Raw genomic sequence first — 25,413 nt, 5'->3', positions numbered from 1 at the left:
GTCAAATTCGTGGCTCCTCTTGAGGTATTTTTGCGGATGTGCGGCGGCCTGTGGCCCAGCGGAAGAGATCGCTTGCAGGCCCGGCCAAGCCGCGCGGAAGGAAAGACAGCACGGCGATCAGGACCGACCCGAGGATGATCCGGTCGACATAGCCGCCGAAGGACAGGAATTTTTCCTGGCAAAGGATCAACGCGACCCCGATCAGCGGAGCCAGCAGAATGCGCCGTCCGATCAGTACCACGGCGGTCAGCATCAGGATCAGGAAGTACATGTCGACGACATCGGCGCTGATATAGGCGCGCTGGTAGGAATAGAGCCAGCCCGCCGAGGCCGTGATGGGTGCCGAAAAGAGGAACACCTGAATGCGCACGCGATGCGGATCGATGCCCGACATGGTGGCAAGGCGCGGGTTAAGATGGACCGTCATCGCCTCCTGACCCAGCCGTGAGCGGCGGAAGCACCGCACAAGGTACAGCGCAATCACCAGCAGCAGCCAAGCCACAGGCCACAATTCGCGGTCGGTCAGCGCGCTGTAGCCGAATACCTGAAAGACCGGGATGCCGGTAATCCCGTCCGAGCCGCCGAGGAACGCCCAGTTCGCGGCAAGTGTCATGCCCACGACGGTCACGGCATAGGTGACAAGGGAAAAGACAAACTCGCGCATCCGCAAGGTCACAAGGCCGATGCCCGCGGCGATGAGGGCTGCGGCCGCAATGGCGATCAAAAGCGTCGAGATCGGATCGAGCCCCCAGCGGGCCGAGCCGATCGCCGATGCGTAGGCGCCGGCTGCAAAGAACACGGGATGCGCCAGGCTCACCTCGCCAAGATCGGAAACGATCACGTCGAGGCCGTAGGACATGACGGCAAAGATCGCGATCAGTACGAATGCCGAGTAGACCGCCCCCGAGCCGCCCAGAAGCGTGGGGCCTGCCAGGATCAGACCGAGACCGAAGAGCCACGCAAGTGAATTGAAGATACTCATATCAGTGTGCTCCCGGCCGTGCGGCAAGGCCACCGGGCCGCAGCACCAGCACGACGATCAGGAAAACGAACATCGCCGCCGTCGAATAGGCCGCCGAGACGTAGGCGCCAAAGAAGGCGGCAAAGAGCCCAAGCGCGATGCCGGCGACATAGCTGCCGGTAATGCTGCCGATGCCGCCCAGGACGACCACGACGAAGGTGATGATGACCTGGTCAAAGCCCATCGAGGTCAGGATTGGCGTGCGCGGCGCGATCATTGCGGCGGCGATGGCAACCGCCGCGCCCTCGAAGGCAAACACACCAAGGTAGATCTTGCGGATGTCGATCCCAGCCAGGAGTGCCAGCTTGGGATCTTCGGCGACCATGCGCACGAGGCGGCCCACGCGGGTTTTCTCGACCACGTATTTCAACACCGCAAAGAAGAGGATGGCGGCAATGATGATGGCGATGTCCTGCCAGGTGATCCAGATGTCGCCGATATAGATGTCCTGCACCGACAACGGCGTATCGAGGATCTGCCCGGTCGAGCCGAAAAAGAGTGCGGCGACCCCCTCCAGCACATAGCCAAAGCCGAGCGTCACGATCATTACCGCTACCAGATCTTGCCGGATGGTGAGTTGCAGCATCGTGCGCTGCATCAGGTATCCAACCCCGATACCCACCAGCATCGCGATGGGGATCGCCACAAGATAGGGAAGGCCAAAGCGCGACATCACGAACCACGTGACGAACGCGCCCAGCATATACATCTGTCCATGTCCGAAATTGACCAACCGCGCCACGCCCAGAAGGACGGTCCAGCCGATGGCGATCAACGCATAGGAATGCCCCAGCACGAGGCCGTTTATGAGCTGTTGGGTAAAGTTCATGCGCTCGCTCCCAGATAGGCGTCAGCGACGCGGGGGTCTTCCTTCATTTCGTCTACGGGCCCCTCTGCCAGGATGCGCCCACGCTCCAACAGGATCAGGCGATCCACTGCGCGTATGGCGGCCTTGACGTTCTGCTCGACCAGCAGGACGGTCAGCCCCTCGTCGACCAACGTGCGGACGGTCTGAAGAACGACCGAGACCAGCTTTGGCGCGAGGCCGATCGATGGCTCGTCCAACATCAGCACCCGCGGCGCGAGGCGCAGTGCGCGCGCGATGCCCAGCATCTGACGCTCGCCGCCCGACAGTTGACCACCGAGGTGATTGCGCCGCTCGGCGAGGTTCGGGAAAAGGTCGTAGATCTCGTCGGTGGAATAGAGGCGCCGCCCTCCCGCGTTCGCGGGGCTGGCGGCATGCGCCAGGTTTTCGCTCACGGTCATCGTGGCGAAGACGAGGTCGCTTTCAGGGATCAGCAGCATGCCCCGGCGCACCCTTTCGGGGGTCTCGAGCGCGGTGATGGGCTGCCCGTCGAGAAGGATCTCGCCTGTGACCTTGGGCGCTCCGCGGGACCAGCCCAGAAGGGCGCTGGCAAATGTAGACTTGCCCGCGCCATTCGCGCCGACAATCCCGGCAAGCTCACCCTCGGCCAGTTGGAAATGATCGACCGACAGCGCCCGGTTGCCGGCGTAGGAGACCGACAGGTTGCGCACTTCGAGAACGGGGGTGGGGTTTGTGGCGGTCATTCGTCGCGCCCCAGATAGGCTTCGAGAACGTGCGGATCCTGACGGATTTCGGCGGGCGTTCCGTAGGCCAGCCGGCGGCCGCGATCCAGCACGACGATACGGTCTGTAATCTGCATGACGAGATCCATGTGATGTTCGATGACGACGATGGCCATGCCGCCCGCGCGCAGGGCCGTGAGCCTGTCGCAGAGCTTGCGCATGTCGTCACCGCCAAGGCCCGCCGCAGGCTCGTCCAGCAGCAGGATGCGCGCGCCCGTGCCGTTGGCCAGCGCGATCGACAGCATGCGCTGTGTGCCGTAGGGAACCTCGCCGGGCAGGCGGTCGTGAAATTCGGATGATATCCCCATGTGCTCCAGCGCTTCGGCGGCCAGAATGCGTGTCTGGGTCGCCTTGGTGTGCTCGGACAGTGGGCGCAGAATGGTCGAGAGCAGGCCGGTGCCATGCTCTGGCTGGATGACGGCAATCATGTTCTCCAGCACGGTCAGGTGAGTAAAGAACGCGTTTTGCTGAAACGCGCGCCGCAGCCCCAGAGCGGCAAGGCGGCTGGCGGGCACGCCGGTCACGTCGTGCCCGTCAATCTCGACCCGTCCGGTGCGTGACACCATGTTGGTCGTTGCGTTGTAGCAGGTGCTCTTGCCTGCGCCGTTGGGACCGATGATGCCCAGGATTTCGCCCGGGCGCACCTCCCAGCTGACATCGTCCAGCGCCACCAAGGCGCCGAAGGCCACGCGGAGGCCCTCGACCTTGAGGGTTCCGCCATCTGTCTGGAACATGCTGTTCATCGGTCCCGCTCGCTCCTGCGCTCGCTTAGTTGGAGTCGGTGCGCACGACGATCTTCTGATCGACCACGTCGAAGATGTAATGGTTGCTCTTCAGCTGACCATTTTCCTCAAAGGTGATGTCGCCGAGGATCGTGTCCTCGAAGCTGCCGCCGCGGATACGGTTTGCCACGGCTTCCTTTTCGAGGCTTTCCACCTCATTGGCGGCCATCGCCCACACCTGCAACGCCGTTGCGCCAAGGGCCATGAACTTGTCGGGTGTGTAGTCATGCATCTCTTCGGTGGTCTCGATAAAGCGCTGATTGGCTTCGTTCGAGGCGAAGGGTTCGACCGTCGGGAAGTAGATGTCGGCGCCAACGAGACCCTCGGCCGCGTCACCGGCGATGTCGATCACGCTGGGCGCAATGGTGCCCACTGCCGCGACAAGCTGACCGGGCAGGCGGCTGCGCTTGGCTTGGCGGATGATGGCGGGCATGCCCAAGCCTTCATTCGCGTTGATCGCGATGGTGATATCGGGATCGGCTGATTTCACGTTCGACAGCTGGACGCGAAAATCGGCCTGCTCAAAGGGGAATAGCTCTTCTGCAACCTTCTCGTACTCGTACCCCATTTCCTCAAGGGCGCCCTCGATAGAGGCTTGGGCGCCGGTGCCGTAGGCATCGTTCTCGGTCAGGAATGCGATGCGCTTGGCACCCTCATCGGCGATGAATTGTGCGACGACGGCACCGTCCTGAGCGTTTGAGCTGTTCAAACGAACGGCCAGCGGATTGCCCTCGCCAGACAGGATCGGATCGGCCTTGGAGATCGCGGTGATGTCCATGATGCCGGCGCGTGCGATCACAGGCTGCATGGCCAGCGTGACGGGGCTGTTCCAGCCCTCGATGATGACGTCCACACCCTCAGAAATGAGTTCGTTCGCGCGGCTGACACCAACGGCGGGCGTCGATTCGTCGTCTCGGCTGAGCAACTCAAGCTGGCGCCCCATGACGCCGCCATCCTCGTTGATCATGGCGGCCATCGCCTCGATCGCCCAGTTGACGTGCTCGCCCTGGGGGCCTGCGCCGCCGCTGAGCGGAAAGATGACCCCGACCTTGATCGGGTCATCCTGCGCATGTGCGCCCGATGTCAGCAGACCTGCGGCCATGAGTGTGGCGGCGGCGGTCCTTGTGAATTTTGAAAATACCATTTTCTTCCTCCCTGTGGTGGTCGCAGCATGCTGGCGACCGTTGTATGCGCCGCTCCTCGCCTGCACGGTCCTCCTACCGCTCTGCAGATCCGGGCTGCTGTTTCGCGGCTTTTCCGTGCTTTCAGAGACAGGAATCCAGACCGCTGATAAAAACATACGAGTGAGTATGTCTTCGAGTCAATCAGGGAATTTTGGCGGCCTTACTCAGAGACGGCAGATATATGCGCATGGTTTATCGGCAAAATATCGCTCAATCTGGAAACTATAGGTAATATTAATGCGTATACTAGACATATTATTGCCCAGATGCCGTTCATATGGAGTTTTGCCCGACCTTTTGGTAGTTCAAAAATAGAGCTTGTGAAAATACTGATCAGTATGTCAGTCTGCCGTGGGAGGATTTGTCATGAGCGCATCAACGATTTGCGAAAGCGATCTTGTCGGGGTCGAGTGCAGTGGCAGTGTCGGTATCGTAACGCTGCGCCGTCCCTCGGCGCGCAATGCGCTCAGCGTTCAGATGCTCGAGGATCTGGCACGGATCCTGCGTGACTGCGACGCTGCGCCGGAGGTTCGATGTATCCTCCTGACGGGTGGTGAGGCCGTTTTTTCGGCTGGCGCGGATATCGATGCCTTGTCGGGCTATACCGCCGCCACCTATCCTGATTCGGTCAATCGGCACGCTTTCGACGCCATTCGCGCGACGCGGACGCCTGTTGTCGCGGCTGTGGCCGGGTATTGCCTTGGCGGCGGCTGCGAGATCGCGCTTGGCTGCGATGTGATTGTCGCCGCCGATACCGCCAGATTTTCTCAACCCGAGATCAATCTGGGCTTTATCCCCGGTGCCGGGGGCACGCAGCTTTGGGCGCTGCGGGCTGGTCAGGGGGCGCAGGCCCATGCGGCCCTGACGGGGGAGATGATGGATGCCTTCGCGGCCCGCAGGGCGGGTCTGGTCGACATGATCGTGCCCGCCTGTGCGCTCAAGGATGCCGCCCTGCAGTTGGCAACTCAGATCGCCGCCAAGGCGCCGTTGGCAAGCCGCGCGGCCAAGGCGGCGATGCGTGCGCCGTGGGGTGCGCCGCTGCATGCGGCGCTTGAACAGGAGGTCGCGCTCATGTCCGGCCTTTTGGCCAGCGAAGATGCAAGCGAGGGCATCGCTGCATTTCTGGAAAAGCGATCCCCTCGCTTTGCGGGGCGCTGAGCGATGGTCGGCGTGGCACCCTTGGTGGCGGAAATCGACGCGGGGCTGGCCGATGCCGCCTTTGGCGCTGCCTTGCGCCAAGCGGCGCGCGGCGCGTCTTGTTTTCTGATCTCGGGGGATCTCTCCGCGCCTATTGGCCGTGATGCTGAATGGATCGCGCTTCTGGCTGAAACACCCGCCTTGCCGGTCGTCGTGGCCGAGGGCGCTGTCGGCCTGCGCGGTCTTGCGCTGATGCTATTGGCGGACTTGGCATTTGCCGGGCCGGATGCCCGTTGGGCTGGGCCCGAACACGCCAGCCTGTCGGAACTGGCCGCGATCCGTCTGGGTCCGCTGGCCGCCCGGCAGATGGCCATGTCGTCCGATCCGGTGGCGGCTCTTGTCGCTGCCGGTCAGGTGGCCCGCGTGGACGATCCCTTGAACATGGCGCGTGCGCAGGCTGTCGCATTGACCGGCACCGCGCAGCGCCTGCGCCGAGGTTGGCGCGCGGCGCGCGACCTGCCGAGTGATGAGGCGCTGACCTATGGCGGCTGGTTCAACGCGGTCGAGACGAAGGAGGAGGTATGATGCCACGCGATTCACGCTTTGACGGGGCCGGGCCGGATGCTGAATGGAATGCGGCGCTGTCAGATGGCCGCTTTGTCATTCAGCACTGCGATGCTTGCGATGCCGCCCAGTTTCCGCCAGCCGTGACGTGCCGCAGTTGTCATGGCGCTGCACCTCGGATGGTCGAGGCGTCGGGCAAGGGCAAGGTCTATTCGACGACCACGGTGCGCAGCCGCGAGGGCGCACACAACGTTTCGATCATCACGCTGGACGAGGGCCCGCGCATGATGGCACGGGTCGAGGGCGATCCCGAAGCGGTCCGTATCGGGCAGGACGTGGCCGCCCGCGTCGCGCCGGGCGAGCCGCCGATGGTTGTTTTCGATCCGGAGGATGCGGCATGAGCACTTCCCTGCGTGGCAAGGTGGCCATCGCCGGTATCGGCAATACCCGGCGCTGGCACGCGCCGGGGCGTTCGGCTTTCGATCAGCTGGAGGAGGCGGCGTTTCTCGCGCTCGAGGATTGCGGCCTGACGCTGGGCGATGTCGATGCGCTCTATTGCGCCCATTCCACGTCCGGTCTGCCAGTGCTCAACGTGGCCGAGCGTCTGGGCCTTGGCCCCAATCTGCGCCATGCGGATGGTACGATGGTCGGCGGGGCGTCGTTCCTCTTTCATCTGCGCAGCGCTGTTTCGGCGCTGAATGCCGGGCAATGCGACGTGGCGCTGATCTGCTACGGCTCGAACCAGGCCAGTGCCGGTGGCCGCTTGGTGCCGATGCCCGATCCGCAGCCTTACGAGGCGCCCTACAAGCCGCGCTATCCGATTTCGAGCTATGCTCTGGCCGCCGCGCGGCACATGCACGAATTCGGCACGACGCGTGAAGATCTCGCCCATGTGGCGCTGGCCGCGCGCGCATGGGCGCGCCTGAACCCGGACGCACAAGAGCAGGGCGCGCTGACGCTGGATGATATCATGAGCTCGCGCATGGTCTCCGATCCACTGAGCAAGGCCGATTGCTGCCTTGTCACAGATGGTGGTGCGGCGCTGGTGCTGACGCGCGCCGACCGCGCCCGTGATCTGGCGCGCCCTCCGGTGCATGTGCTTGGGACGGGCATTGCAGTCAGTCATCGCCAGATCGCGCAGATGCCGGATCTGACAACCAGTGCCGCCGCCATTTCGGGGCCCGCCGCGCTCGGCGAAGCGGGCTTGGGCATCGGCGATGTCGATCATGTGATGCTCTATGATGCGTTCACCATCTGCACGCTGATGTTCCTCGAGGATCTGGGGTTCTGCGCCAAGGGCGAGGGCGGCGCTTTTGCCGCGACGGGGGCCATCGCGCCGGGCGGGGCGCTGCCGGTCAATACAAATGGCGGGGGCCTGTCGTGCAATCACCCCGGAATGTACGGCCTTTTCACCGTGATCGAGGCGGTGGAGCAGCTGCGCGGCGATGCGGGCGCGCGGCAGGTGGCAGGCGCCGAGGTGGCGCTGGCCCATGCCAATGGGGGTGTCCTGTCCAGTCAGGCGACTGCGATCCTTGGCACTGCGGCCACTGTTTGAAACAGGAGATATGAAATGAGCAGGATACTTGACGGTAAGGTCGCCATCGTGACCGGAGCGGGGCAAGGCGTTGGCGCCGCCATCGCCAAGGGGCTGGCCGCCGATGGTGCGCGTGTCGTCGTCAACGATGTCGGCGTCACGCTTCAGGGCGAGCAGGAGAACGCTTCGGCCGCCGACGAGGTCGCAAATGATATACGTGACTCGGGCGGCGAGGCCGTGGGAAACCGCGACTCGGTGTCCGAATGGGATGCGGCGCAGCGCATCGTCGCCGCAGCGATGGACAGTTTCGGGCGGGTCGATCTGGTGGTTAACAATGCCGGCATCCTGCGCGACGCGATCTTTCACAAAATGGAGCCGGATCAGTTTCAGGCCGTCCTCGACGTGCATCTGAAGGGTGCGTTCAATGTCAGCCGCGCCGCCGCGCCGCATTTCAAGGCGCAGGGCAGCGGTAGCTATGTCCACATGACCTCGACGGCCGGACTGATCGGCAATTTCGGGCAGGCCAATTACATGGCGGCCAAGATGGGCATCGTGGGCCTGTCGCGCTCGATCGCGATGGACATGCAGCGCGTCAACGTGCGCTCGAACTGTATTGCCCCCTTTGCCTGGAGCCGCATGGTCAGCTCGATCCCCACCGAAACCGAGGCCGACAAGATCCGCGTGGCCAAGCTGAAGCGTATGACACCGGAAAAGATTGCTCCGCTAGTGGCCTTCCTCGGCTCGGACGCGGCAGAGGCGATCAGCGGTCAGATATTCTCGGTGCGCAATAATGAGATCTACCTCTTCAGTCAGCCGCGCCCGGTGCGCACGCTTCATCGCGGAGAGGGCTGGACCGCCGAGACGCTGGCCGAGATGCTGCCCGACGCTTTCGGGACATGGCTGACCCCGCTGGAGCGGTCGGCGGATGTCATCACCTGGGATCCCGTCTGATGCCACTCGATCCCGATGTCCTGATGTCGATGCAGATCGACCCGGTGCGCCGCCGCTATGACTGGCGCGACAGCGCGCTCTATGCGCTGGGTCTTGGATATGGGGCCGATCCGGTGGATGCGGCGCAGCTGCGCTACGTTCAGGAACATGACCAACAGGCGATGCCGACGATGGTCAACGTCTTGGGCCATGACGGCTCGTGGATGAAACGGCCCGAGACAGGCATCGACTATTCAAAGGTCGTGCATGGGGAGCAGGCGATGCAGATCCACGCGCCCCTGCCCGTTGCGGGCGACATCATCGCGCAGACCCATATCGAAGAGGTCGTCGACAAAGGTGACGGCAAGGGCGCGCTGGTCACGGCCCGGCGTGAGATCAGCGATGCAGAAACGGGCGCGCCCTATGCCACGGTCTGGCTGACGATCTTTTGCCGGGGTGCCGGCGGCTTCGGCGGCAGCCTCGCCGCGTCGCGCCAGCCGCATCCCCAGCCCGAGGGTGCCCCCGATCACTCCGCCGCGGTCGAGACGCGACCTGAACAGGCGCTGATCTATCGCTTGTCGGGCGATTACAACATGCTGCACGCCGACCCCGAGACGGCGCAAAAGGCGGGGTTCGACCGGCCCATCCTTCATGGGCTGGCGACCTTCGGCATCGCCTGCCGCGCGCTGATGGACCGCTACTGTGCGGCGGATGGCGCACGCGTGCGCGGCCTCGAAGGGCGCTTTTCCGCACCTGTCTATCCCGGTGAGGCGATCACCATCGACATGTGGGCGCAAGGCCGCGGGCAGGCCGCCTTTGGTGCGCGTGTGGGGGACCGGGACGTTCTGCGAAACGGGCGCTTTGATTTCAGCGAATAACAGCGAGACGAAACCGATGGACTTCAACCTGAGCGACGACCAACGCCAATTGCAGCAGACCGCGCGCCGCTTTGCGCAGTCAGAGCTGCCTGAACTGGCCAACGAGACGGATGATACGGGCCATCCGGTGAATGCCGACTGGATGGCGCGCTATGCAGATCTGGGCGTTCTGGGCATCAATACGCGCGAGGAGCATGGCGGCATGGGTTTGCCGCACCTCGATGCGCTTCTGGTGATGGAGGAATTTGCCAAGGTGTCGGTCGGCGTCGCCTTTCCGGTGTTCGAGACCTCTGCCGGCCCTGTCCGTATTGTCGAGGCGCTGGGCCATCCCGATTTGGCGGCGCGCGTTGTGCCTGCCTCGGTCGCGGGCAAGATGATGGTTGCCATCTGCATGTCCGAGCCGGGGGCGGGCACTGCACTGACAGACCTGCGCACCACTGCGCGAATCGACAGGGATCATATTGTGCTGAACGGCACCAAGCGCTGGTGTTCGGGCGCGGGGCATTCGCAAGGATACGTCGTCTTTGCCCGGTTCGACGGGGTGCAGGGCGCAAAGGGCATCGGTGCGGTCTTTGTCGACAAGGACACCGAAGGGCTCAGCTTTGGCCCGCAGGAAAAGCTGATGGGATTTCGCGGCGTGCCCTCGGCCGATATCATGCTGGATGATGTGCGCGTGCCGGAAACGCATCTTTTGGTCGGGGCTGGCGGCTTCTCCAAACTGATGGGCCTGTTCAACCTCGAGCGCCTCGGCAATGCCACGATGGCGCTGGGCGTGGCGGCCGGTGCGCTGGAGCAGGTGCAAGGCTACGTGCAGGAGCGCAGCCAGTTCGGCAAGGAAATCATCGACTTTCAGGCGGTGCAGATGCGCCTTGCCGAGATGGCGATCAAGGTCGAGGCGTCGCGCCTTCTGATCCACCGCGCCGCCGCCAATGCAGGCACCGGCCTGCCGAAATCGGACGAGGCGGCGATGGCCAAATGCATGGCCAACGAGATCACCCGCGAGGTGACGACCGCCGCGATGCAGCTGATGGGCGGCTACGGTTATGCACGCGAATACGGGATGGAGCGGCGTGTGCGCGACAGCTTCGGTTGGGGTATCGCGGGCGGTTCGATCGACATCCAGAAAGTCAATATCGCCGCAAACCTTGTCGGGCGGCGCTTCAATCAAAGGGGGTAGAGCAATGTCAGGCCATGTTCTGATCGCGGGCGCATCGGGTGTCATCGGGCAGGCGGCGGTGGCCGCCTTCGCCGCCAAGGGATGGCAGGTGACGGCCCTGTCGCGGCGCCGTCCTGCTGTCGTGGCCGACTATCGGCACATCTCGGTCGATCTGACCGACCCCGCCGCAAGCCGTGCGGCACTCGAGGCGCTGCCGGCGGTCACACATGTCGTTTACGCGGCGCTCTTTGAGGAACCCGATCTGGTCAAGGGCTGGCAATCCGCGTCGCAGATGAACACGAATCTTGCCATGTTGCAGGTCGTGATCGCGCCGCTGACCGAGCGGGGGGACCGCCCGCATGTATCGCTCTTTCAGGGCACCAAGGCGTATGGCGTGCATATCCGGCCCTTTCCCGTGCCCGCACGCGAAAGCTGGCCGCGCCACGATCACGATAATTTCTACTGGCTGCAGGAGGATTATCTGCGCGCGCGCGCCGCCGAGGGCCATCTGACCATGACCATATGGCGCCCCCAAGTGGTGTTCGGCAGCGCAGTTGGCGTCTCGATGAACCTGATTCCCGTGCTGGGCGTCTGGGCCGCCATCTGCGCCGCCGAGGGGCGCGGCTTGTCGTTTCCGGGTGGGCCTGCCTATCTGCTGGAAGCGGTGGATGCTGATCTGATCGCCGATGCGCTCATCTGGGCTGCTGGGTCGGGGCGCGCGGTGGGCGAGACGTTCAACATTACCAACGGTGATGTCTATGTCTGGCAGAATGTCTGGCCCGTGATCGCCGAAGCGACCGGCCTGCCCGTCGCCGAGCCGCACCGCGCGGTGCTGGCAGAGGTGCTGCCCGCCAAGGCCGCGCTCTGGCGCAAGGTCGCGAGCGAGCAGGGGTTGGCCCAGCCCGACCTTGCCGCGATGGTCGGACATTCGCATCACTACGCTGATTTTACCTTTGCTACCCACGCGCGGCGCGACCCCGCACCGGCACTGGTCAGCACGATCAAGCTGCGGCAGGCCGGATTCGGCGGCTGCATGGATACCGAAGCGATGTTTCGCCGTCTGATTGCCGAACTTCAGGACAGCAACCTTTTGCCGTCCCCCAAAGCGCTGGCCGATCTTGCGGTCTACAAGGAAGGAGCACATCAATGACCAAGCGTTGGAAAAACCGCCCAGAGGGGTCGAACTGGGGCGATTTCGGACCTGATGACCAGATCGGGCGCATGAACCTCATCACGCCCGAGATCCGGCTGCGCGGAGCGCGGGAAATTCGCGAAGGGCGCAGTTTCTGCCTTTCCCTGCCTCTGGATTATCCGGGCGGCAATGCTCTGCACCCGCTGCGGCGCGAGCCCGTGTTTCATCATGAAAAGCGCGGCGCCGGTCACAATTTCAATTACGAGATGAGCGACGTATCATCCTGCTATTGCGATGTGGTGTCCGACGATGCGGTCACTCTTTTCACGCAGTATTCAACGCAGTGGGATGCGCTGGCACATGTCGGCATGACCTTTGATGCCGACGGAGACGGGGTGGCCGAGAAGGTCTATTACAACGGCTACCGCGCGGGCGAGCATATCGTCGGACCTGATGACTCAGGTGGCGGTGAAGGTTTGGGCGCGCAGGCCCTCGGGGTCGAGAACCTCGCGGTTTCGGGGGTTCAAGGGCGGGGCGTGCTGGCCGATCTGGAAGGACGCTGGGGCCGCGAGCAGCATATCGTCGGATATGATGATCTGATGAGTGTCCTTGACGCCCAAGGTGCCGAGGTGGTCGAGGGCGATTTCCTGTGCCTCTATACCGGGTTTGCCGATCTCATCCTGTCGATGAAGAAGAAACCTGACGCGGATATCCTCGCCAAGTCGTGCCCAGTGCTGGACGGGCGCGACGGCAAACTGCTGAACTGGATCACCGATAGCGGGCTGGTCGCAATCTGCGCCGACAATTTCGCTGTCGAAGCCTATCCTGCGCGCGTGCCCGAGGGTGACAGCTATCCCGCCCTGCCGCTGCACAATCTGTGCCTTTTCAAGCAAGGCATCCATCTGGGCGAGCTGTGGTATTTTGCCGAGCTGGCTGCGTTCCTGAGGGACGCAAAACGCTCGGCGTTCTTTCTCACGGCACCGCCCTTGCGCCTGCCGGGGTCCGTCGGCTCGCCGCTGACGCCCATCGCGACCGTCTGAGGCGCCGGGAGGTGAGCATAGCTTCGGTTGCGATCATCGGCGCGGGCACGATGGGTGGCGGCATCGCCATTGGTTGCATTGCGGCCGGTTTCAGAACCTGCGTGATTGATCTGGACGCCGGCCGTCTGGAGGAAATGGAGCAGCGCGCGCGACGCTTCCTGGATCGCGCCGTCCAGAAGGAAAGGATGAGCCGCGCGCAGGCGGATGCGGCAATTGCCTGTCTGCGCAACGGGCGTGATCTGAAAGATGTCGCCGGTGCCGATCTGGTGATCGAGGCGGTTTTCGAGGATCTCGCGGTCAAGCGTGACCTATTGGCTGGCATCGCGAACCATCTGGCACCAGAGGCGATCGTGGCGACGAACACCAGCGCGCTGCGCGTCGCGGCCCTCGCTGATGCGCTGCCCGGGCCTGAGCGCTTTCTGGGCCTCCACTATTTCAGCCCCGCCGAGGTCAATCCGCTTGTCGAGGTGGTGTCGGGTCCAAAGACATCGCTGGCCACTTTGGACAAGGCACTGGCCTTCGTCGCCGCGACCGAGAAGACGCCATTGCCCTGCCGGGACGCCAGCGGCTTTGCGGTCAACCGCTTCTTTTGCCCCTACACAAACGAGGCCGCGCGCCTCTTGGGGGAGGGTGTGGCGAGCACGGCCCAGATCGACGAGGTGGCATGTGCGGCATTTGATCTGCCACTGGGGCCGTTCGCCGTCATGAACATCATCAAGCCGCGCATCGCGCTGAACGCGGTGCAGAACCTTGCGGGGCTGGGTGCCTTCTACCAGCCTGCGTCCGCCCTGATCCACGCCGGGACCGAGCGGGATGCGTGGGAGATCAGCGCTACGCCCGCCCCCTTGGATGATGAGACGGCCCAGCTTATCGCAGAGCGATTGCGCGCCGCCCTTTTTCTGCCGGTGCTCGAAGCGGTGGGCGAGAAGGTGGCCGCGCCCGATGATTTCGATCTGGGCGCGCGGGTCGCGCTGCGCTTTGGCGTGCCCCCGGTCGCCGCGATGCGCGCGCTTGGCCGCGATCGCACCGTTGCGTTGATCACGCCCGTTGCGGCACAATACGGCGCGGGCCTTCCCGTCGCCGGGCTCGACACTGTTTTCGGCTGAGGGTCAACTGACTGCACTGCCGCCTCACTTGCAAAGGAAGACATCATGACCAGATCCGTCGTCATCGCCTCAGGCGTTCGCACCGCCATCGGCACGTTTTCGGGCGCTTTGTCGGGGGTAAGCCCATGCGATCTGGGCGCCGCCGTTGCCGCCGAGGCGATCACGCGCGCCGGGATCGACGCTGCCGAGGTGCAACAGACCGTGCTGGGCAACGTCATCCACACGCAGCCCGAGGACATGTATATCAGCCGCGTCGTCGCCATGCGCGCCGGCGTGCCCGAGACATCCCCCGCCCTGACACTGAACCGCCTTTGTGGGTCGGGCCTTCAGGCAGTGGTCACAGCGGCCGAGCAGATCATGCTCGGCAATGCCGAGATCACGCTGGCCGGCGGCGCCGAGAGCATGAGCCGTGCGGGCCATCTGCTGACGCAGGCGCGGCACGGCCAGAAGATGGGTGATATCAAGGCCGTCGACATGATGATCGGCGGGCTGACAGACCCCTTTGGCAACGGCCACATGGGGGTGACCGCCGAGAATATCGCCGCGCGCCATGGCATCGACCGCGCGGCGCAGGATGCCTTTGCCTTGGCCTCGCATCAGCGCGCGGCAACCGCGATCAAGGAGGGCCGATTCAAGGATCAAATCCTGCCGATGACCGTCCGGCAGGGCCGGAGCGAGACGACATTCGACACGGATGAGCATGTGCGCGCCGACATCACACCCGAGCGGCTCGAGGGGCTGCGCCCCGCCTTTGCCAAGGACGGCAGCGTCACGGCGGGCAACGCCAGCGGCATCAACGATGGCGCGGCCGCACTGGCCCTGCTGGACGCGCAAAGCGCGCAGCGCAAAGGCATCGCGCCGCTGGCCCGGATCGTGGCCTACGGCCTTGGCGGCGTCGCGCCCGAGATCATGGGCATGGGCCCGGTCCCGGCGACGAAACAGGCGCTGGAGCGCGCGGGCCTCAGCGTCGGTGACATGGATGTGATCGAGAGCAACGAAGCCTTCGCGGCGCAGGCTTGCGCGGTTTCCCAAGAGCTGGGTTTCGATCCGGCGCGGGTCAACCCCAACGGCGGCGCCATCGCGCTGGGCCATCCCATCGGCGCCTCGGGTGCGATCATTCTGGTCAAGCTGCTGGCCGAACTGACGCGCACAGGCGGACGCTATGGCCTTGCAACGATGTGCATCGGCGGCGGGCAGGGCATCGCGGTGATCGTCGAAAGGGCCCGAGGCGCTTTAAATGCAGGACATCACACGCGGCGCGGGAAAGTCTGAAGAAAGGGTTTGGCTGTGCCGAACTGGCGACCTGCCTGCCCGCGCCCAGATCCCTGACCGTCCGCGCCAAGATCAAGGAGCAGGTCGACGGTCTGAATTGCGCTTGCGGTCCTCATGGCCAAGACAAGGGTGAACTGTCAAATCCCCCTTTTTTCGGTATCCACCCCGGCTGAGATCACTTCAGACACCGGGTCTATGGTGTCTTTTTAGATTGTCCCGCGGCCCTGCATTTTGCATTCGATCAGGCTACGGCGCGTATCTTGACCTTCAAATGGGTCTGGCCAAGGATTTCGAGCGCGTCCTTCAAGCTGCTTTCTTCGGTGATGGCGTAGAGCGACAGCTCATCCCTCACCTCGGCGCCGAGAGCCTTCTCGAACGCGGCTCGGTTGGCAGACTGTTCGAAGGTCGACTGCTCTTGCGATCCGAGGTTGGACTGAAAGATGCCCGCCGCCGAAACCGGAAGAAAATCCTCGTAGGTCTGCGGGACGGCAATCAGGTGGCCGGCATCGATCAGCGCTTCGATGCTTTGGGCGGGCGCGACGGCTCCGCCTTTCGCGCTGTAGCGGAAAAATGCGAGGTTTTCGCGGCGCAAAGTGGTCAGGTCATCCGGAAAGGCGGCAAACTCCTCTTCCAATGCGGCCACGTATTCATGTGCATGTTCGCCGTGCAGGCCAACCGATACGCGGGCGCGGGCCTTGCTCAGACACTCGTCATAGAGCGCGCGGCCTGCGGGTTTCAGCGCCGCGCCGCGCTGCTCAATCTCGCCAAAGCGGGCGGTATGGGTGCCTTTGGTGCCGCCGAAATTGACCGGTTCCTCAAGCGCCTTGAACGAGGTCTGCCGCAGCAGGATGCCGGTGCTGCGCCGCGGCGGGCCTTCGATGACGGCCTTGGGAGCCATGCCTTTGGAGGGCATGCCCTTTTGGACCGCGTCGATGTCCAGAGTGCGCGGTGTCAGGTGGTTGATATGCGGTCCATGGAAGCTGACCACGTCGGCGATCAGCCGGTGCGCACCGACCAGCGCCGCATAGGTGTCGGCCGATACCGTAGCGCCCGAATGCCAACGAAAGGTCTCAAGCGTCTCACGCACGAATTCCTGCGCGTCCTCAGCGCTCAGGTCGCCGCTGGCCTCGGCCGCGTCCAGAAGCTCCAAGGCGCGGGGCGTCACGATGCTGCGCTCCGACAGGATTTTTGCCGCCCGTTGCGCCAGCGCCTGATCCTTCAAAAGATCGAGGCGGATCAGTGAGGTGAAGACCCTGAACGGGTTGCGCGCGAGCGCGCTGTGCTCGACCGGGCGGAAGGCCGTTGAATGCACCGGCAGGCCCGCGACGGAAAGATCGTAGTAGCCCACCGGAAACATACCCATCACGGCAAAGATGCGGCCAATGTTGAAAAGCTCCTCAGCCGTTCCGACCCGGATCGCGCCGTGGCGTTCGATATCGAGGCGGTCAAGCTCGCCCGCGGCATCAAGGCGCGCATGCAGCTCCGGATTATCCTTGAGCGTTGCGGCGTTCACCTCGCGCACCAGCTCTATCAGCGTGCCGTATTGCGGCACCTCCTGGCGGTACATGGCGGACATGGCGCTGGAAAACAGGGTGCGGATGTCGTCAGGGTGCATCTTGTCGGTCATTGCGTGGGTCGTTCCTCAGGATTTTTTCAAGATGGGCCGGATGGCATGGGACATCACGGCGCCAAGTTCATAATAGGCGGCGCGGGGGGCCTTCAGGCCCTCGCTGTAGCGCTCGGAAATCTGCACGGGCAAACCGCTGTCTTCTCCAAACAAAAGCGCCCGCGCCGCGCGTTTTCCAAAGACGGTGCCGGGGCCGATGCCGCGTCCGGAATAGCCGAAAATCGACAGCGCGTTCGGCCCGAAAGACAGCACCTTGGGCAGGTGGTCAGAGGTCATCGCAATGGCGCCGGACCATGCGTGCCGGAACGGCGTTCCGGCGAGTTCGGGATAAAACTGCGCCAGCTTGCGGTCCGCCCATTTGCGGTGAATGGCTGCGCCAAGGCCCGCCACATTGCCGACGCCGCCGATGATCAGGCGGCCCTCCCGGTCGATCCGAAGCGAACTCATGACCAAGTCCGTGTCCCAGCAACCCTCGCCGCCGGGCAGGATATCCCGCAGTTGTTCTTGCGTCAGCGGCGCCGTAGCGAACTGACTGAAATGCACCGGCACGAATTCGCGCGTCGGAGCGCCGCTGATCCCGTCTGCATAGGCATTGGTTGCAAGGATCAGATGCTTTGCGCGCACCCGGTGGCCATGCACCTGCGCGGTCCAAAGCGCACCATCATGCGCGATGGCCTCGACACCGGAATTTTCGAATAGTTTCGCCCCCGCGTCTCGGGCCGCCTGCGCGAGGCCCCGGCAATAGGCCAGCGGCTGCACCGTCCCCGCGCGCGGATCAAAAAGTGCTCCGTGAAAGGCGCGCGATCCGGTGCGGCGCACCGTTTCCTCGGCATCGAGCAATTGCAGGGGTGCTCCGGTCCGGTTGCCTTGTCGGAACCGGCTTTGCAAACTCCGCAGGCCGGAGGCGGAATGCGCCAGATGGAGCGTGCCGTTTCGCGTGGCGTCGCAGTCGATGCCGTGTTCCTGGACAAGGCGAAACACAAGGTCCGGGCCGACGGCCAAGGCGTCGATCAGGCGCATGCCCGCCGTCTGGCCGATCTTTTTCGTGATCTCGTCCGGGGGGAGCCAAAGACCGGCATTCACCAGCCCGACGTTGCGGCCCGATCCACCGTGTCCGATGGTCCGCGCCTCCAGCAGGATGACATCGGCACCGCTCTGCGCTGCTTCCAGCGCGGCCGAGCAGCCTGTGAACCCGCCGCCGATCACGAGCAGATCGGTCTGGATGTCCCCGCTTAGCGCGGGGACATCCGTATCGGCCCTGTGGCTCTGTCGCCACAGGTTGTCGGCGTGGTCAGATGTCAAACTTGATGCCCTGCGCCAACGGCAGTTCGCGAGAGTAGTTGATCGTGTTGGTCTGGCGGCGCATGTAGCCTTTCCATGCGTCCGAGCCGCTCTCTCGCCCGCCGCCGGTTTCCTTTTCGCCGCCGAAGGCCCCGCCGATTTCGGCACCCGACGGGCCGATATTGACGTTGGCAATGCCGCAATCGGAGCCCACCGCCGAAAGGAAGGTTTCGGTCTCGCGCAGATCCGTCGAGAAGATGCAGGACGACAGGCCTTGGGGCACTTCGTTCTGCATGTCGATCGCCTTGTCCAGATCGCGATATTTCACCACGTAGAGGATCGGGGCAAAGGTCTCGTGATGCACGATCGCAGTCTGCGACGGCATCTCGACGATTGCGGGGTGCACGTAGGCCGCCGACCCGTGGGTGTCGGTCAGTGTCTGGCCGCCGCCATGCACGGTGCCGCCCTCGGCCTCGGCTTGGGACAGTGACGCATCCATGGCTTTCATTGCCTGCGCGTCGATCAGCGGGCCGACCAACGTGCCTTTGGCAAGGGGGTCGCCGATGGGCAGACCCTGATAGGCTTTGACAAGGCGCGGCACCAACTCGTCATAGATGTCCTCATGCACGATCAGGCGGCGCAGCGAGGTGCAGCGTTGACCCGCAGTGCCGACAGCCGAAAAGACGATGGCCCGCAGCGCCATTTCCAGATCGGCGGAAGGCGCGACAATCATTGCATTGTTGCCGCCGAGTTCCAGAATGGTGCGGCCAAGCCGCTTGGACATGTCAGCGGCCACGGCGCGCCCCATCGGCACCGAGCCGGTGGCGGAAACAACGGCAACCTTGGGATTGGCGGTCAAGGCCTCGCCCAACTCCCGCTCGCCGACCAGAACCTGTGTCAGGCCCTCGGGCGCGTCATCGCCGAAGTCTGCGCGGACCTTTTCGCAAATCTTCTGGATGGCCAGCGCCGTCAGGGGCGTCTTTTCCGAGGGCTTCCAGATGACGGGATCGCCGCAGACCAGCGCGAGCGCGGTGTTCCAGCTCCAAGGGGCGACGGGGAAGTTGAATGCCGTGATGACGCCGCAGACGCCCATCGGGTGCCAGGTTTCGCGCATCGCGTGGCCGGGCCGCTCCGACGCGATCGTCAGACCGTAAAGCTGGCGCGACAGGCCGACCGCGAAATCGCAAATGTCGATCATCTCCTGAACTTCGCCCAGACCCTCTTGCAGGATCTTGCCGCATTCCAGCGTGACCAGCGCGCCGAGCGCGTCCTTCTGGCGGCGCAGTTCTTCGCCCAGCAGGCGCACATATTCGCCGCGACGGGGTGCGGTCACCTGCCGCCAAGCGAGGAATGCGTCATGCGCCTTGTCGATCATCGCATCGGCTTCGGCGGTGCTGTGGGTCTTCAGCCGCGCAATCTCGGACCCGTCAACGGGCGTATGAACCGGCAATGTGCCACCGGTCACGTCGGATTGGGAAAGGCCGGATTGGGCCAGGATCTCTGCGTGGGACATGTGATAACTCCTTGTTTGTTTCCTGTCATGCGCCGCCTCTTGGGCAGGTGGCATGATCGGCTGTCGTTTTCTGTTGTGTTGTTTCATCTGCGGCAGGGCAGATCAAACGCGCTCAGGGTCTGTCAGCACTCTGCAAAGAACTGCGCCATGCGCGCCAGCCCTGTGTCCAGATCGGCGACCGCATAGGCAAAGGACAGCCGTGCGTGCCCGCTCAGTCCAAAGGCGCGGCCCGGCACGATGGCCACGCCCGCCCGATCCAGAAGCGCGGTGCAAAGATCCGCGTCCGAGGCAAAGCCGCCCGCCGCAATGGCCCCCGATATCTCGGGGAAGGCATAGAATGCCCCGTCCGGTACCGGGCAGCGGATGCCGGGCATGTCATTCAGCGCTGTGACAACCTTGTTCCGGCGGGCCTTCAGGATGTCCCGGCGCTCTGCCAGCAGGTCTTGCGGGCCGGTGATCGCCGCCAGTGCCGCAGCTTGCGCGATGGAGCAGGCGCCCGAGGTGATCTGACCCTGCACCACGCCCATTGCCTTGATCAACCCCTCAGGGCCGATGCCCCACCCAATGCGCCAGCCGGTCATCGAATAGGCTTTGGACACGCCGTTGACGATCAGGATGCGACCCGCCAGCTCGGGTGCGGCGGCCTTGAACGAAGAATAGGGGGCGTAGCTGAGGTGCTCATAAATCTCGTCGACCATGACCAGCACATGAGGATGGCGCGCCAGAACTTGCGCCAGCGCCTTTTGTTCTTCGGCGCTGTAGATCATGCCCGACGGGTTCGACGGCGCATTCAGCATAAGCCAGCGGGTCGCGGGGGTGATCGCGGCCTCCAGATCATGCGGTGTGATCTTGAAGTCCTGATCCATCGGGCACTGGACAAAGACGGGGGTGCCGCCTGCCATGCGCACGATGTCGGCATAGCTGGTCCAGAACGGCGCGGGAATGACGACCTCATCCGCGGTGTCCAGCGATGCCAGCATCGCATTGGCAATCACCTGCTTGGCGCCGGTGGACACGATGACACTGTCTTGCGTCACTGCGTTCATCGCCGCGATAGCGTTGCGCAAGGCAGGGGTGCCCATTGTGGCGGGATAGCGGGTCTGCCCGGCAACGGCCGCGGCATGGGCCGCCTCGATCACATGACCCGGCGTCGGGAAATCCGGCTCGCCCGTTGACAGGGCCACGACGTCCCTCCCGGCGGCCCTTAGCGCTGCCGCACGCTCGCTCAGTTGGGCGATCTCGGAAATTTCCAAAGATGCAATGCGCGGTGCCCGCCGGAACTCTGCCTGTTTGGTCATTGTGCGCCTAGCCGTTGTGCGTTCTGCGAAAGACTAGACGTATGGGCGACAGGAAAAAATTGACATTATGGAACAAAGGTTGGAGAAAAACTCCCATGATAGCTCCACGTCGTTTTCTGCCCTCGGTCAATTCACTCTTGGCCCTCGAAGCCGTGGAGCGGCTTGGCACCGCCACGGCGGCCGCCCATGAGTTGTCGCTGACCCACTCGGCAGTGAGCCGCCAGCTCAAGGTGCTTGAGGAGCAAATCGGCGTGTCGCTCTTTATTCGCGAGGGAAAAGGCTTGCGGCTATCGCTCGCTGGCGCCGCCTACGCAAGGTCCGTGCGGGAATATCTGAACGATCTGGCCCGAGCCAGCCTGAAGGTCAAAGCCAGCGGCGCACGTTCGAACCTCAATCTCGCGGTCCTACCTGCTTTCGGCACACATTGGCTGGGTCCGCGCCTAAAAAGCTTCATGCAGCTGCATCCCGAGATTTTGGTCAACCAGAGCACGCGGATCAAGCCGTTCGATTTCGAGAGCGAAGATTTCGACGCGGCCATTCATTTTGGAACCGATGACTGGCGCGGGGCAAACCACCTGCCGCTGCTTGGGGAGCAGTTGATTGCGGTCTGTGCGCCGGATTTTGCGGATGGGCTTCCGCTGGCGCCGGGCGATCTGTTTGGCAAGCCATTGCTTCATCTGGAAAGCCGGCCGGGCGCGTGGGAGGGCTGGTTCAAGGCGCATGGGCTGGATGCGGCCCGGCTTCGTGGCATGTTGTTCGATCAGTTCGCCCAGATGGCTGAGGCTGCCGTCGCCGGAATTGGCATCGCTCTCTTGCCCGAGTTCCTTGCGGTGCGCGAATTTCAGCGCGGGCGGCTGGTTGCTGCGAGTTCGGGTTATATTGATGTGGAAGGCACCTATTATCTGGTCTGGCCAAGAAATGGCGCGGCCAATGCGCCCTTGTCGGCCTTTTTGCAGTGGCTTTCGCAATCGGGGGCGGGGTTGAAGGGCGCCTGAGATCGTCTCGCGCACAATGTCCCGGCGCACCAGGTGCACGAGCGTGGGCTCCGCTGGTGCATTTGCTACAACATGTTGAAAAATGGACAATTACCCTTGCCCGAGCAAGGAGGCGCTGACAAGCTTCGCACGAAGTGAGTTGTCTGATGCGAAGGCTTTGGAAAGATCATGACCAAAAATGCACGGTTTGCGTTGGCGCTTGGCCTCGTGCTTGTGGCGGCGCCAAGTGTTGCCCAGGATCCTATCCTCACAGTGACCGGGGCCGGTTCGGATGCTGAAATATCCTTCACGCGCGACGATCTGCTGGACCTTCCGCAACATCAGGTAGCAACCAACACAAGCGTTACCGATGGCACCGTCGAGTTCGAGGGGTTCCTGATGCGCGACCTTCTGGAGACATACCCTGCCGAAGGCGAGGTGGTCGTGGCCGCGGCTCTCAACGACTATCGGATCGAAATACCGATTTCGGATTTCGAGCGCTTTGATGTCATTGGCGCACTGTCGATGGATGGTGCCGCCCTCAGCCCACGGGACAAGGGGCCTGTCTGGATCGTTTATCCAAGAGACGACCATCCGGAATTGCAGGACATCCGCTATGACACCCGCTGGGTGTGGCAACTGACATCGCTGCATGTTCAATGATGCGAACCGCGGCATCCCGGCGCGGCTCAGGTTGGGCGCTATATGCGCCTTTTCTGCCGGTGATGATTGTGTTTCTGGGGTCGCTGGCCTTCGCCTTGGCAAAATCCTCGGCCCTTGAACGCGACATGCGGATTGCGGTCACTCAGAATATGCTTTGGGTGGTCAGCCAGACCCAGATGGAGATTCTCCGCAGGCACGGTATCTGGAGGACATCGGGCACCTGCAAGCCGTGGAGGAGATGGTGGCGGCATTGCTGGCACTGGACCCGCAGCTTCATGGGCATGATGACGGGCAGCATGAGGCTATGTTGGGGCTGACAGAGAGGCTGCATCCGCAGATCAACCGCATTGCAAATGACGTGATGATCACCGACTGGTACAGGGCCGCCGCCCGGCTGGATGCGTATCGCAACACACAGCAACTGGTCATTTTTGCCGTCGTGGCGGCCTTCGTGGCAGCGCTGGCCATTTCGTGGTTGTTGCTGCGCAAGCAGCGCCAACTGCATGTCGCCGACGTCCAGAACCTGAATTCCAACAAGCTGTTGGAGCAGGAAAGGAACATCGCCCTGATGTATCGCGATTTCGCCGCGATTGTCTCGCACCAGCTTCGCACCCCGCTCAGCCTGATCGACAGCGCACTCCACCGGCTTGCGCGCAAGGGCGATGCGGTCACGGCGCAGGATGTCACCGAGCGGCGCGAGGTTGTGACCGATGCCATTGGCCGCCTCACGCGCCTGAGCGATACCGTGCTTTTGCTGGCGCGGCTCGACAATGAACAGCTTCAGGCGGATTTTTCGGTTCTTGACATGACGGGCGTCGTGCAACTGATCGTGACCGAGGCCCAAGGCCGTCATCCGCACCGCGAGGTATATGCATCCTGCGCCGAGGGGCCTCTGAGGGCGCGCGGGGATCAGCACCTTGTGGGCCATGTCATTGAAAATCTGCTCTCGAACGCCCTCAAATTCAGTGAGGCCGATCGACCGGTCGAAGTGCGGGTGTTTCGGCAGGGCAATGAGATCGCCTGCGCGGTTGCGGATCAGGGCGATGGTATTGAGGCCAGCTTTCAGCCCCATCTGTTTGATCGCTACTTTCGCGGCAATACACGCAAGGATGGCGCGGGCCTTGGGCTGGCCCTGGCGCAGGCGCTTGCCCGGCTACAAAACGGGCGCATCAGCTTCGAGACATGGCCGGGTAAGGGATCGGTTTTCACCTTCTGGCTACCTGTGGCGTAATAAGGATGACGGATTGCAATGGCTGAACACCCCCTGATCCTGTGCTGTGAGGATGAGCCGCAGCTCTTGCGCGATATCTCGGATGAATTGCAGGCGGCGGGCTACCGCGTGCAAGAGGCGCGCAACGGGGCCGAGCTGCTTGCCTGCCTTGAAAACTGCGTGCCCGATCTGTTGCTGTGTGACATCATGATGCCCGATGTGGACGGCTACGGCGTGCTGGCGCGCTTGCGCCGCGATCACCCGCATCTGGCGCATGTGCCGCTGGTCTTCCTGTCCGCGCTGTCCATGACGGATGCCGTCATCCGGGGAAAGCGGGCCGGGGCAGATGACTACCTGACAAAGCCGATCAATTACGACCTGCTCTTGTCCACCATCGAGGCGCGTCTGCGTCAAAGCGCGGCGGCAAGGGCCGGCATCAGCCACGCGGCGGGGCTCGGCCAGCATCTGTTTGATACCCTGACTGTCGGCGTCCTGATCTTTACGCCCGAAGGCAGACTGCTCCGGGCCAATGAAATCGCAGACAGTATCCTTGCCAAGAGTGGCGCGAAGTCACGGGATATGCTGGCCGAACCGGTGCGCGCGATGGGGGCGCATGAGCGCTCCGGGCGCGAGGAGGGGCAATCGCTCTTGCTGGATGACAGCACGGCGTGCATCGCGCAGCTTCATGCCTGCCCGCCTGATCCCGTTTCCGGCACACCCGCCATGGTCATGGCCTTTCTGACAACGCAGGATGCACAAGTGCCCCTGTCTGCTGCGGCCCTGTCCGACATGTTCGATCTGACCCCGACCGAAGCCCGTGTCGCGCGCCATCTGGCATCGGGTTTGCGGCCGGATGAAATCGCGCTTGAACTGGGGGTGGCCGCAACCACCGTCGCGTTCCATTTGCGCAATGTCTTTGCCAAGACAGGGATGCACAGACAGGCGGATCTTGTGGCGCTTTTGCTGTCACTGCCCTTGCGCCAGCCGGTCTGATCCCCCCTGTTCAGACGGGGCGGGACGCTGGATTTGCTTTTAGTGTGCCGCGAGGCGTGCCTTGTCTGCCGCCCGTCACAATGTAACAGGAAATTGGAATGACTCGTCACATCTTGGCAAAAACGGCCGTTGTTTCGCTGGCTCTATCTGTTCTGCTTGGGCTTGGCCCAAGGGACACGCATGCGCAAACCCTTGCAAAAAAGGCAAATCCTGATCTCAGGATTGCTCAGAGCGATGGGGTCGCAGGCAAGAAAGCGATGAAGGGCAAAAAGGAAGTGCCCGGAGTTGGAAAGACCTTTTTCCCCGGCGATCACTTTTCGCGCGCGTTTCCGGGAGATCATTTTTCGCCCAAGCAGACACGCACCCTTGAGTCGCAGGGGATCAAGACGCTTGCAGACTTTATGATGGGCGATGCGGCTGTCATCGGGCGCCTTGTCGGGGAAAACCCGCGCGCTGTCAGGCAATGGCAGCAAGAGATCAAGGGCCGTCTGCGCTGATGCTGGCCTTTGC

General features: G+C 63.3%; 25 protein-coding genes. 16 read left to right on the top strand and 9 right to left on the bottom strand.

The features are described from left to right. Position 1 precedes the first annotated feature (1 nt). From V8352_RS06125 to V8352_RS06105, 5 genes are read right to left on the bottom strand one after another with little or no spacing between them, the layout of a single operon-like run. Positions 2-982, bottom strand: a complete 981-nt coding sequence (locus tag V8352_RS06125; protein WP_336423387.1) for a branched-chain amino acid ABC transporter permease — start codon at positions 980-982, stop codon at positions 2-4. A gap of 1 nt (position 983) precedes the next feature. Then, entirely contained in the window at positions 984-1,850 is an 867-nt protein-coding gene (locus tag V8352_RS06120) for a branched-chain amino acid ABC transporter permease (protein WP_336423386.1), read from the bottom strand. Next, positions 1,847-2,590 carry an ABC transporter ATP-binding protein gene (locus tag V8352_RS06115; RefSeq protein WP_336423385.1) on the bottom strand — a complete coding sequence of 248 codons (744 nt, stop codon included), beginning with the start codon at positions 2,588-2,590 and terminating at the stop codon, positions 1,847-1,849. Before V8352_RS06115 ends, V8352_RS06120 begins: the two co-directional genes overlap by 4 nt. Continuing rightward, positions 2,587-3,363: an ABC transporter ATP-binding protein gene (locus tag V8352_RS06110; RefSeq protein WP_336423384.1), complete on the bottom strand. Its 777-nt coding sequence runs from the start codon at positions 3,361-3,363 to the stop codon at positions 2,587-2,589. The genes V8352_RS06115 and V8352_RS06110 overlap by 4 nt, the downstream gene beginning before the upstream one ends. Positions 3,364-3,397: 34 nt before the next feature. After that, entirely contained in the window at positions 3,398-4,555 is a 1,158-nt protein-coding gene (locus tag V8352_RS06105) for an ABC transporter substrate-binding protein (RefSeq protein WP_336423383.1), read from the bottom strand. A gap of 406 nt (positions 4,556-4,961) precedes the next feature. Between V8352_RS06105 and V8352_RS06100 the strand changes: the two genes are divergently transcribed. Genes V8352_RS06100 through bktB form a run of 11 tightly spaced genes read left to right on the top strand, consistent with a single transcriptional unit; the run spans position 4,962 to position 15,344 of the window. Further along, the gene (locus tag V8352_RS06100) at positions 4,962-5,753 is read left to right on the top strand and encodes an enoyl-CoA hydratase/isomerase family protein (protein ID WP_336423382.1); all 792 of its coding nucleotides are present in this window, start codon (positions 4,962-4,964) and stop codon (positions 5,751-5,753) included. Positions 5,754-5,756: 3 nt separating this feature from the next. Beyond that, on the top strand, positions 5,757-6,317 hold the full coding sequence (locus V8352_RS06095) for a hypothetical protein (protein ID WP_336423381.1): 561 nt from the start codon (positions 5,757-5,759) through the stop codon (positions 6,315-6,317). Next, entirely contained in the window at positions 6,317-6,697 is a 381-nt protein-coding gene (locus V8352_RS06090; protein WP_336423380.1) for a Zn-ribbon domain-containing OB-fold protein, read from the top strand. The genes V8352_RS06095 and V8352_RS06090 overlap by 1 nt, the downstream gene beginning before the upstream one ends. Next, on the top strand, positions 6,694-7,851 hold the full coding sequence (locus tag V8352_RS06085) for an acetyl-CoA acetyltransferase (protein WP_336423379.1): 1,158 nt from the start codon (positions 6,694-6,696) through the stop codon (positions 7,849-7,851). The genes V8352_RS06090 and V8352_RS06085 overlap by 4 nt, the downstream gene beginning before the upstream one ends. A 15-nt stretch (positions 7,852-7,866) precedes the next feature. Beyond that, positions 7,867-8,781 (top strand): SDR family NAD(P)-dependent oxidoreductase, encoded by a 915-nt coding sequence (locus V8352_RS06080; protein WP_336423378.1) that lies wholly within the window; start codon positions 7,867-7,869, stop codon positions 8,779-8,781. After that, complete coding sequence (locus V8352_RS06075) at positions 8,781-9,638, top strand: MaoC/PaaZ C-terminal domain-containing protein (protein ID WP_336423377.1); 858 nt, start codon at positions 8,781-8,783, stop codon at positions 9,636-9,638. Before V8352_RS06080 ends, V8352_RS06075 begins: the two co-directional genes overlap by 1 nt. Positions 9,639-9,654: 16 nt before the next feature. Then, positions 9,655-10,815 (top strand): acyl-CoA dehydrogenase family protein, encoded by a 1,161-nt coding sequence (locus V8352_RS06070; protein ID WP_336423376.1) that lies wholly within the window; start codon positions 9,655-9,657, stop codon positions 10,813-10,815. 4 nt (positions 10,816-10,819) lie between these two features. Then, positions 10,820-11,944: an NAD-dependent epimerase/dehydratase family protein gene (locus V8352_RS06065; RefSeq protein WP_336423375.1), complete on the top strand. Its 1,125-nt coding sequence runs from the start codon at positions 10,820-10,822 to the stop codon at positions 11,942-11,944. Continuing rightward, positions 11,941-12,966 (top strand): cyclase family protein, encoded by a 1,026-nt coding sequence (locus tag V8352_RS06060; protein WP_336423374.1) that lies wholly within the window; start codon positions 11,941-11,943, stop codon positions 12,964-12,966. The genes V8352_RS06065 and V8352_RS06060 overlap by 4 nt, the downstream gene beginning before the upstream one ends. Positions 12,967-12,977: 11 nt before the next feature. Next, positions 12,978-14,072, top strand: a complete 1,095-nt coding sequence (locus V8352_RS06055; protein ID WP_336423373.1) for a 3-hydroxyacyl-CoA dehydrogenase family protein — start codon at positions 12,978-12,980, stop codon at positions 14,070-14,072. Positions 14,073-14,117: 45 nt separating this feature from the next. Continuing rightward, positions 14,118-15,344: a beta-ketothiolase BktB gene (bktB, locus tag V8352_RS06050; protein ID WP_336423372.1), complete on the top strand. Its 1,227-nt coding sequence runs from the start codon at positions 14,118-14,120 to the stop codon at positions 15,342-15,344. A 241-nt stretch (positions 15,345-15,585) separates the two neighbouring features. On the opposite strand, the gene hglS is transcribed toward bktB, so the two are convergent. The 4 genes from hglS to V8352_RS06030 all read right to left on the bottom strand — a co-directional run bounded on the left by hglS (position 15,586) and on the right by V8352_RS06030 (position 21,063). Next, entirely contained in the window at positions 15,586-16,971 is a 1,386-nt protein-coding gene (gene hglS, locus V8352_RS06045) for a 2-oxoadipate dioxygenase/decarboxylase HglS (protein WP_336423371.1), read from the bottom strand. Between the two features lie 15 nt (positions 16,972-16,986). Further along, a complete protein-coding gene (locus tag V8352_RS06040; RefSeq protein ID WP_336423370.1) occupies positions 16,987-18,273 on the bottom strand; it encodes an NAD(P)/FAD-dependent oxidoreductase in 1,287 nt (428 codons plus the stop codon). Beyond that, positions 18,263-19,765, bottom strand: coding sequence for an L-piperidine-6-carboxylate dehydrogenase (amaB, locus tag V8352_RS06035; protein ID WP_336423369.1), 1,503 nt, complete (start codon positions 19,763-19,765; stop codon positions 18,263-18,265). The genes V8352_RS06040 and amaB overlap by 11 nt, the downstream gene beginning before the upstream one ends. Before the next feature lie 122 nt (positions 19,766-19,887). Next, on the bottom strand, positions 19,888-21,063 hold the full coding sequence (locus V8352_RS06030; RefSeq protein ID WP_336423368.1) for a pyridoxal phosphate-dependent aminotransferase: 1,176 nt from the start codon (positions 21,061-21,063) through the stop codon (positions 19,888-19,890). Between the two features lie 95 nt (positions 21,064-21,158). Between V8352_RS06030 and V8352_RS06025 the strand changes: the two genes are divergently transcribed. The 5 genes from V8352_RS06025 (at position 21,159) to V8352_RS06005 (ending at position 25,400) form a co-directional block, all read left to right on the top strand. Further along, entirely contained in the window at positions 21,159-22,058 is a 900-nt protein-coding gene (locus V8352_RS06025; protein ID WP_336423367.1) for a LysR family transcriptional regulator, read from the top strand. Between the two features lie 168 nt (positions 22,059-22,226). Next, the gene (locus V8352_RS06020) at positions 22,227-22,700 is read left to right on the top strand and encodes a molybdopterin-dependent oxidoreductase (RefSeq protein ID WP_336423366.1); all 474 of its coding nucleotides are present in this window, start codon (positions 22,227-22,229) and stop codon (positions 22,698-22,700) included. Between the two features lie 238 nt (positions 22,701-22,938). Further along, on the top strand, positions 22,939-23,931 hold the full coding sequence (locus V8352_RS06015) for a sensor histidine kinase (RefSeq protein ID WP_336423456.1): 993 nt from the start codon (positions 22,939-22,941) through the stop codon (positions 23,929-23,931). Between the two features lie 18 nt (positions 23,932-23,949). After that, a complete protein-coding gene (locus V8352_RS06010) occupies positions 23,950-24,903 on the top strand; it encodes a response regulator (RefSeq protein ID WP_336423365.1) in 954 nt (317 codons plus the stop codon). Positions 24,904-25,160: 257 nt separating this feature from the next. Continuing rightward, on the top strand, positions 25,161-25,400 hold the full coding sequence (locus V8352_RS06005; protein WP_336423364.1) for a hypothetical protein: 240 nt from the start codon (positions 25,161-25,163) through the stop codon (positions 25,398-25,400). The last annotated feature ends 13 nt before the right edge of the window (positions 25,401-25,413 follow it).

The organism is Roseovarius sp. D0-M9 (assembly GCF_037083805.1).
In the GTDB taxonomy this organism is placed as follows: domain Bacteria; phylum Pseudomonadota; class Alphaproteobacteria; order Rhodobacterales; family Rhodobacteraceae; genus Roseovarius.
This window is presented reverse-complemented; position numbering and strand designations above follow the sequence as displayed.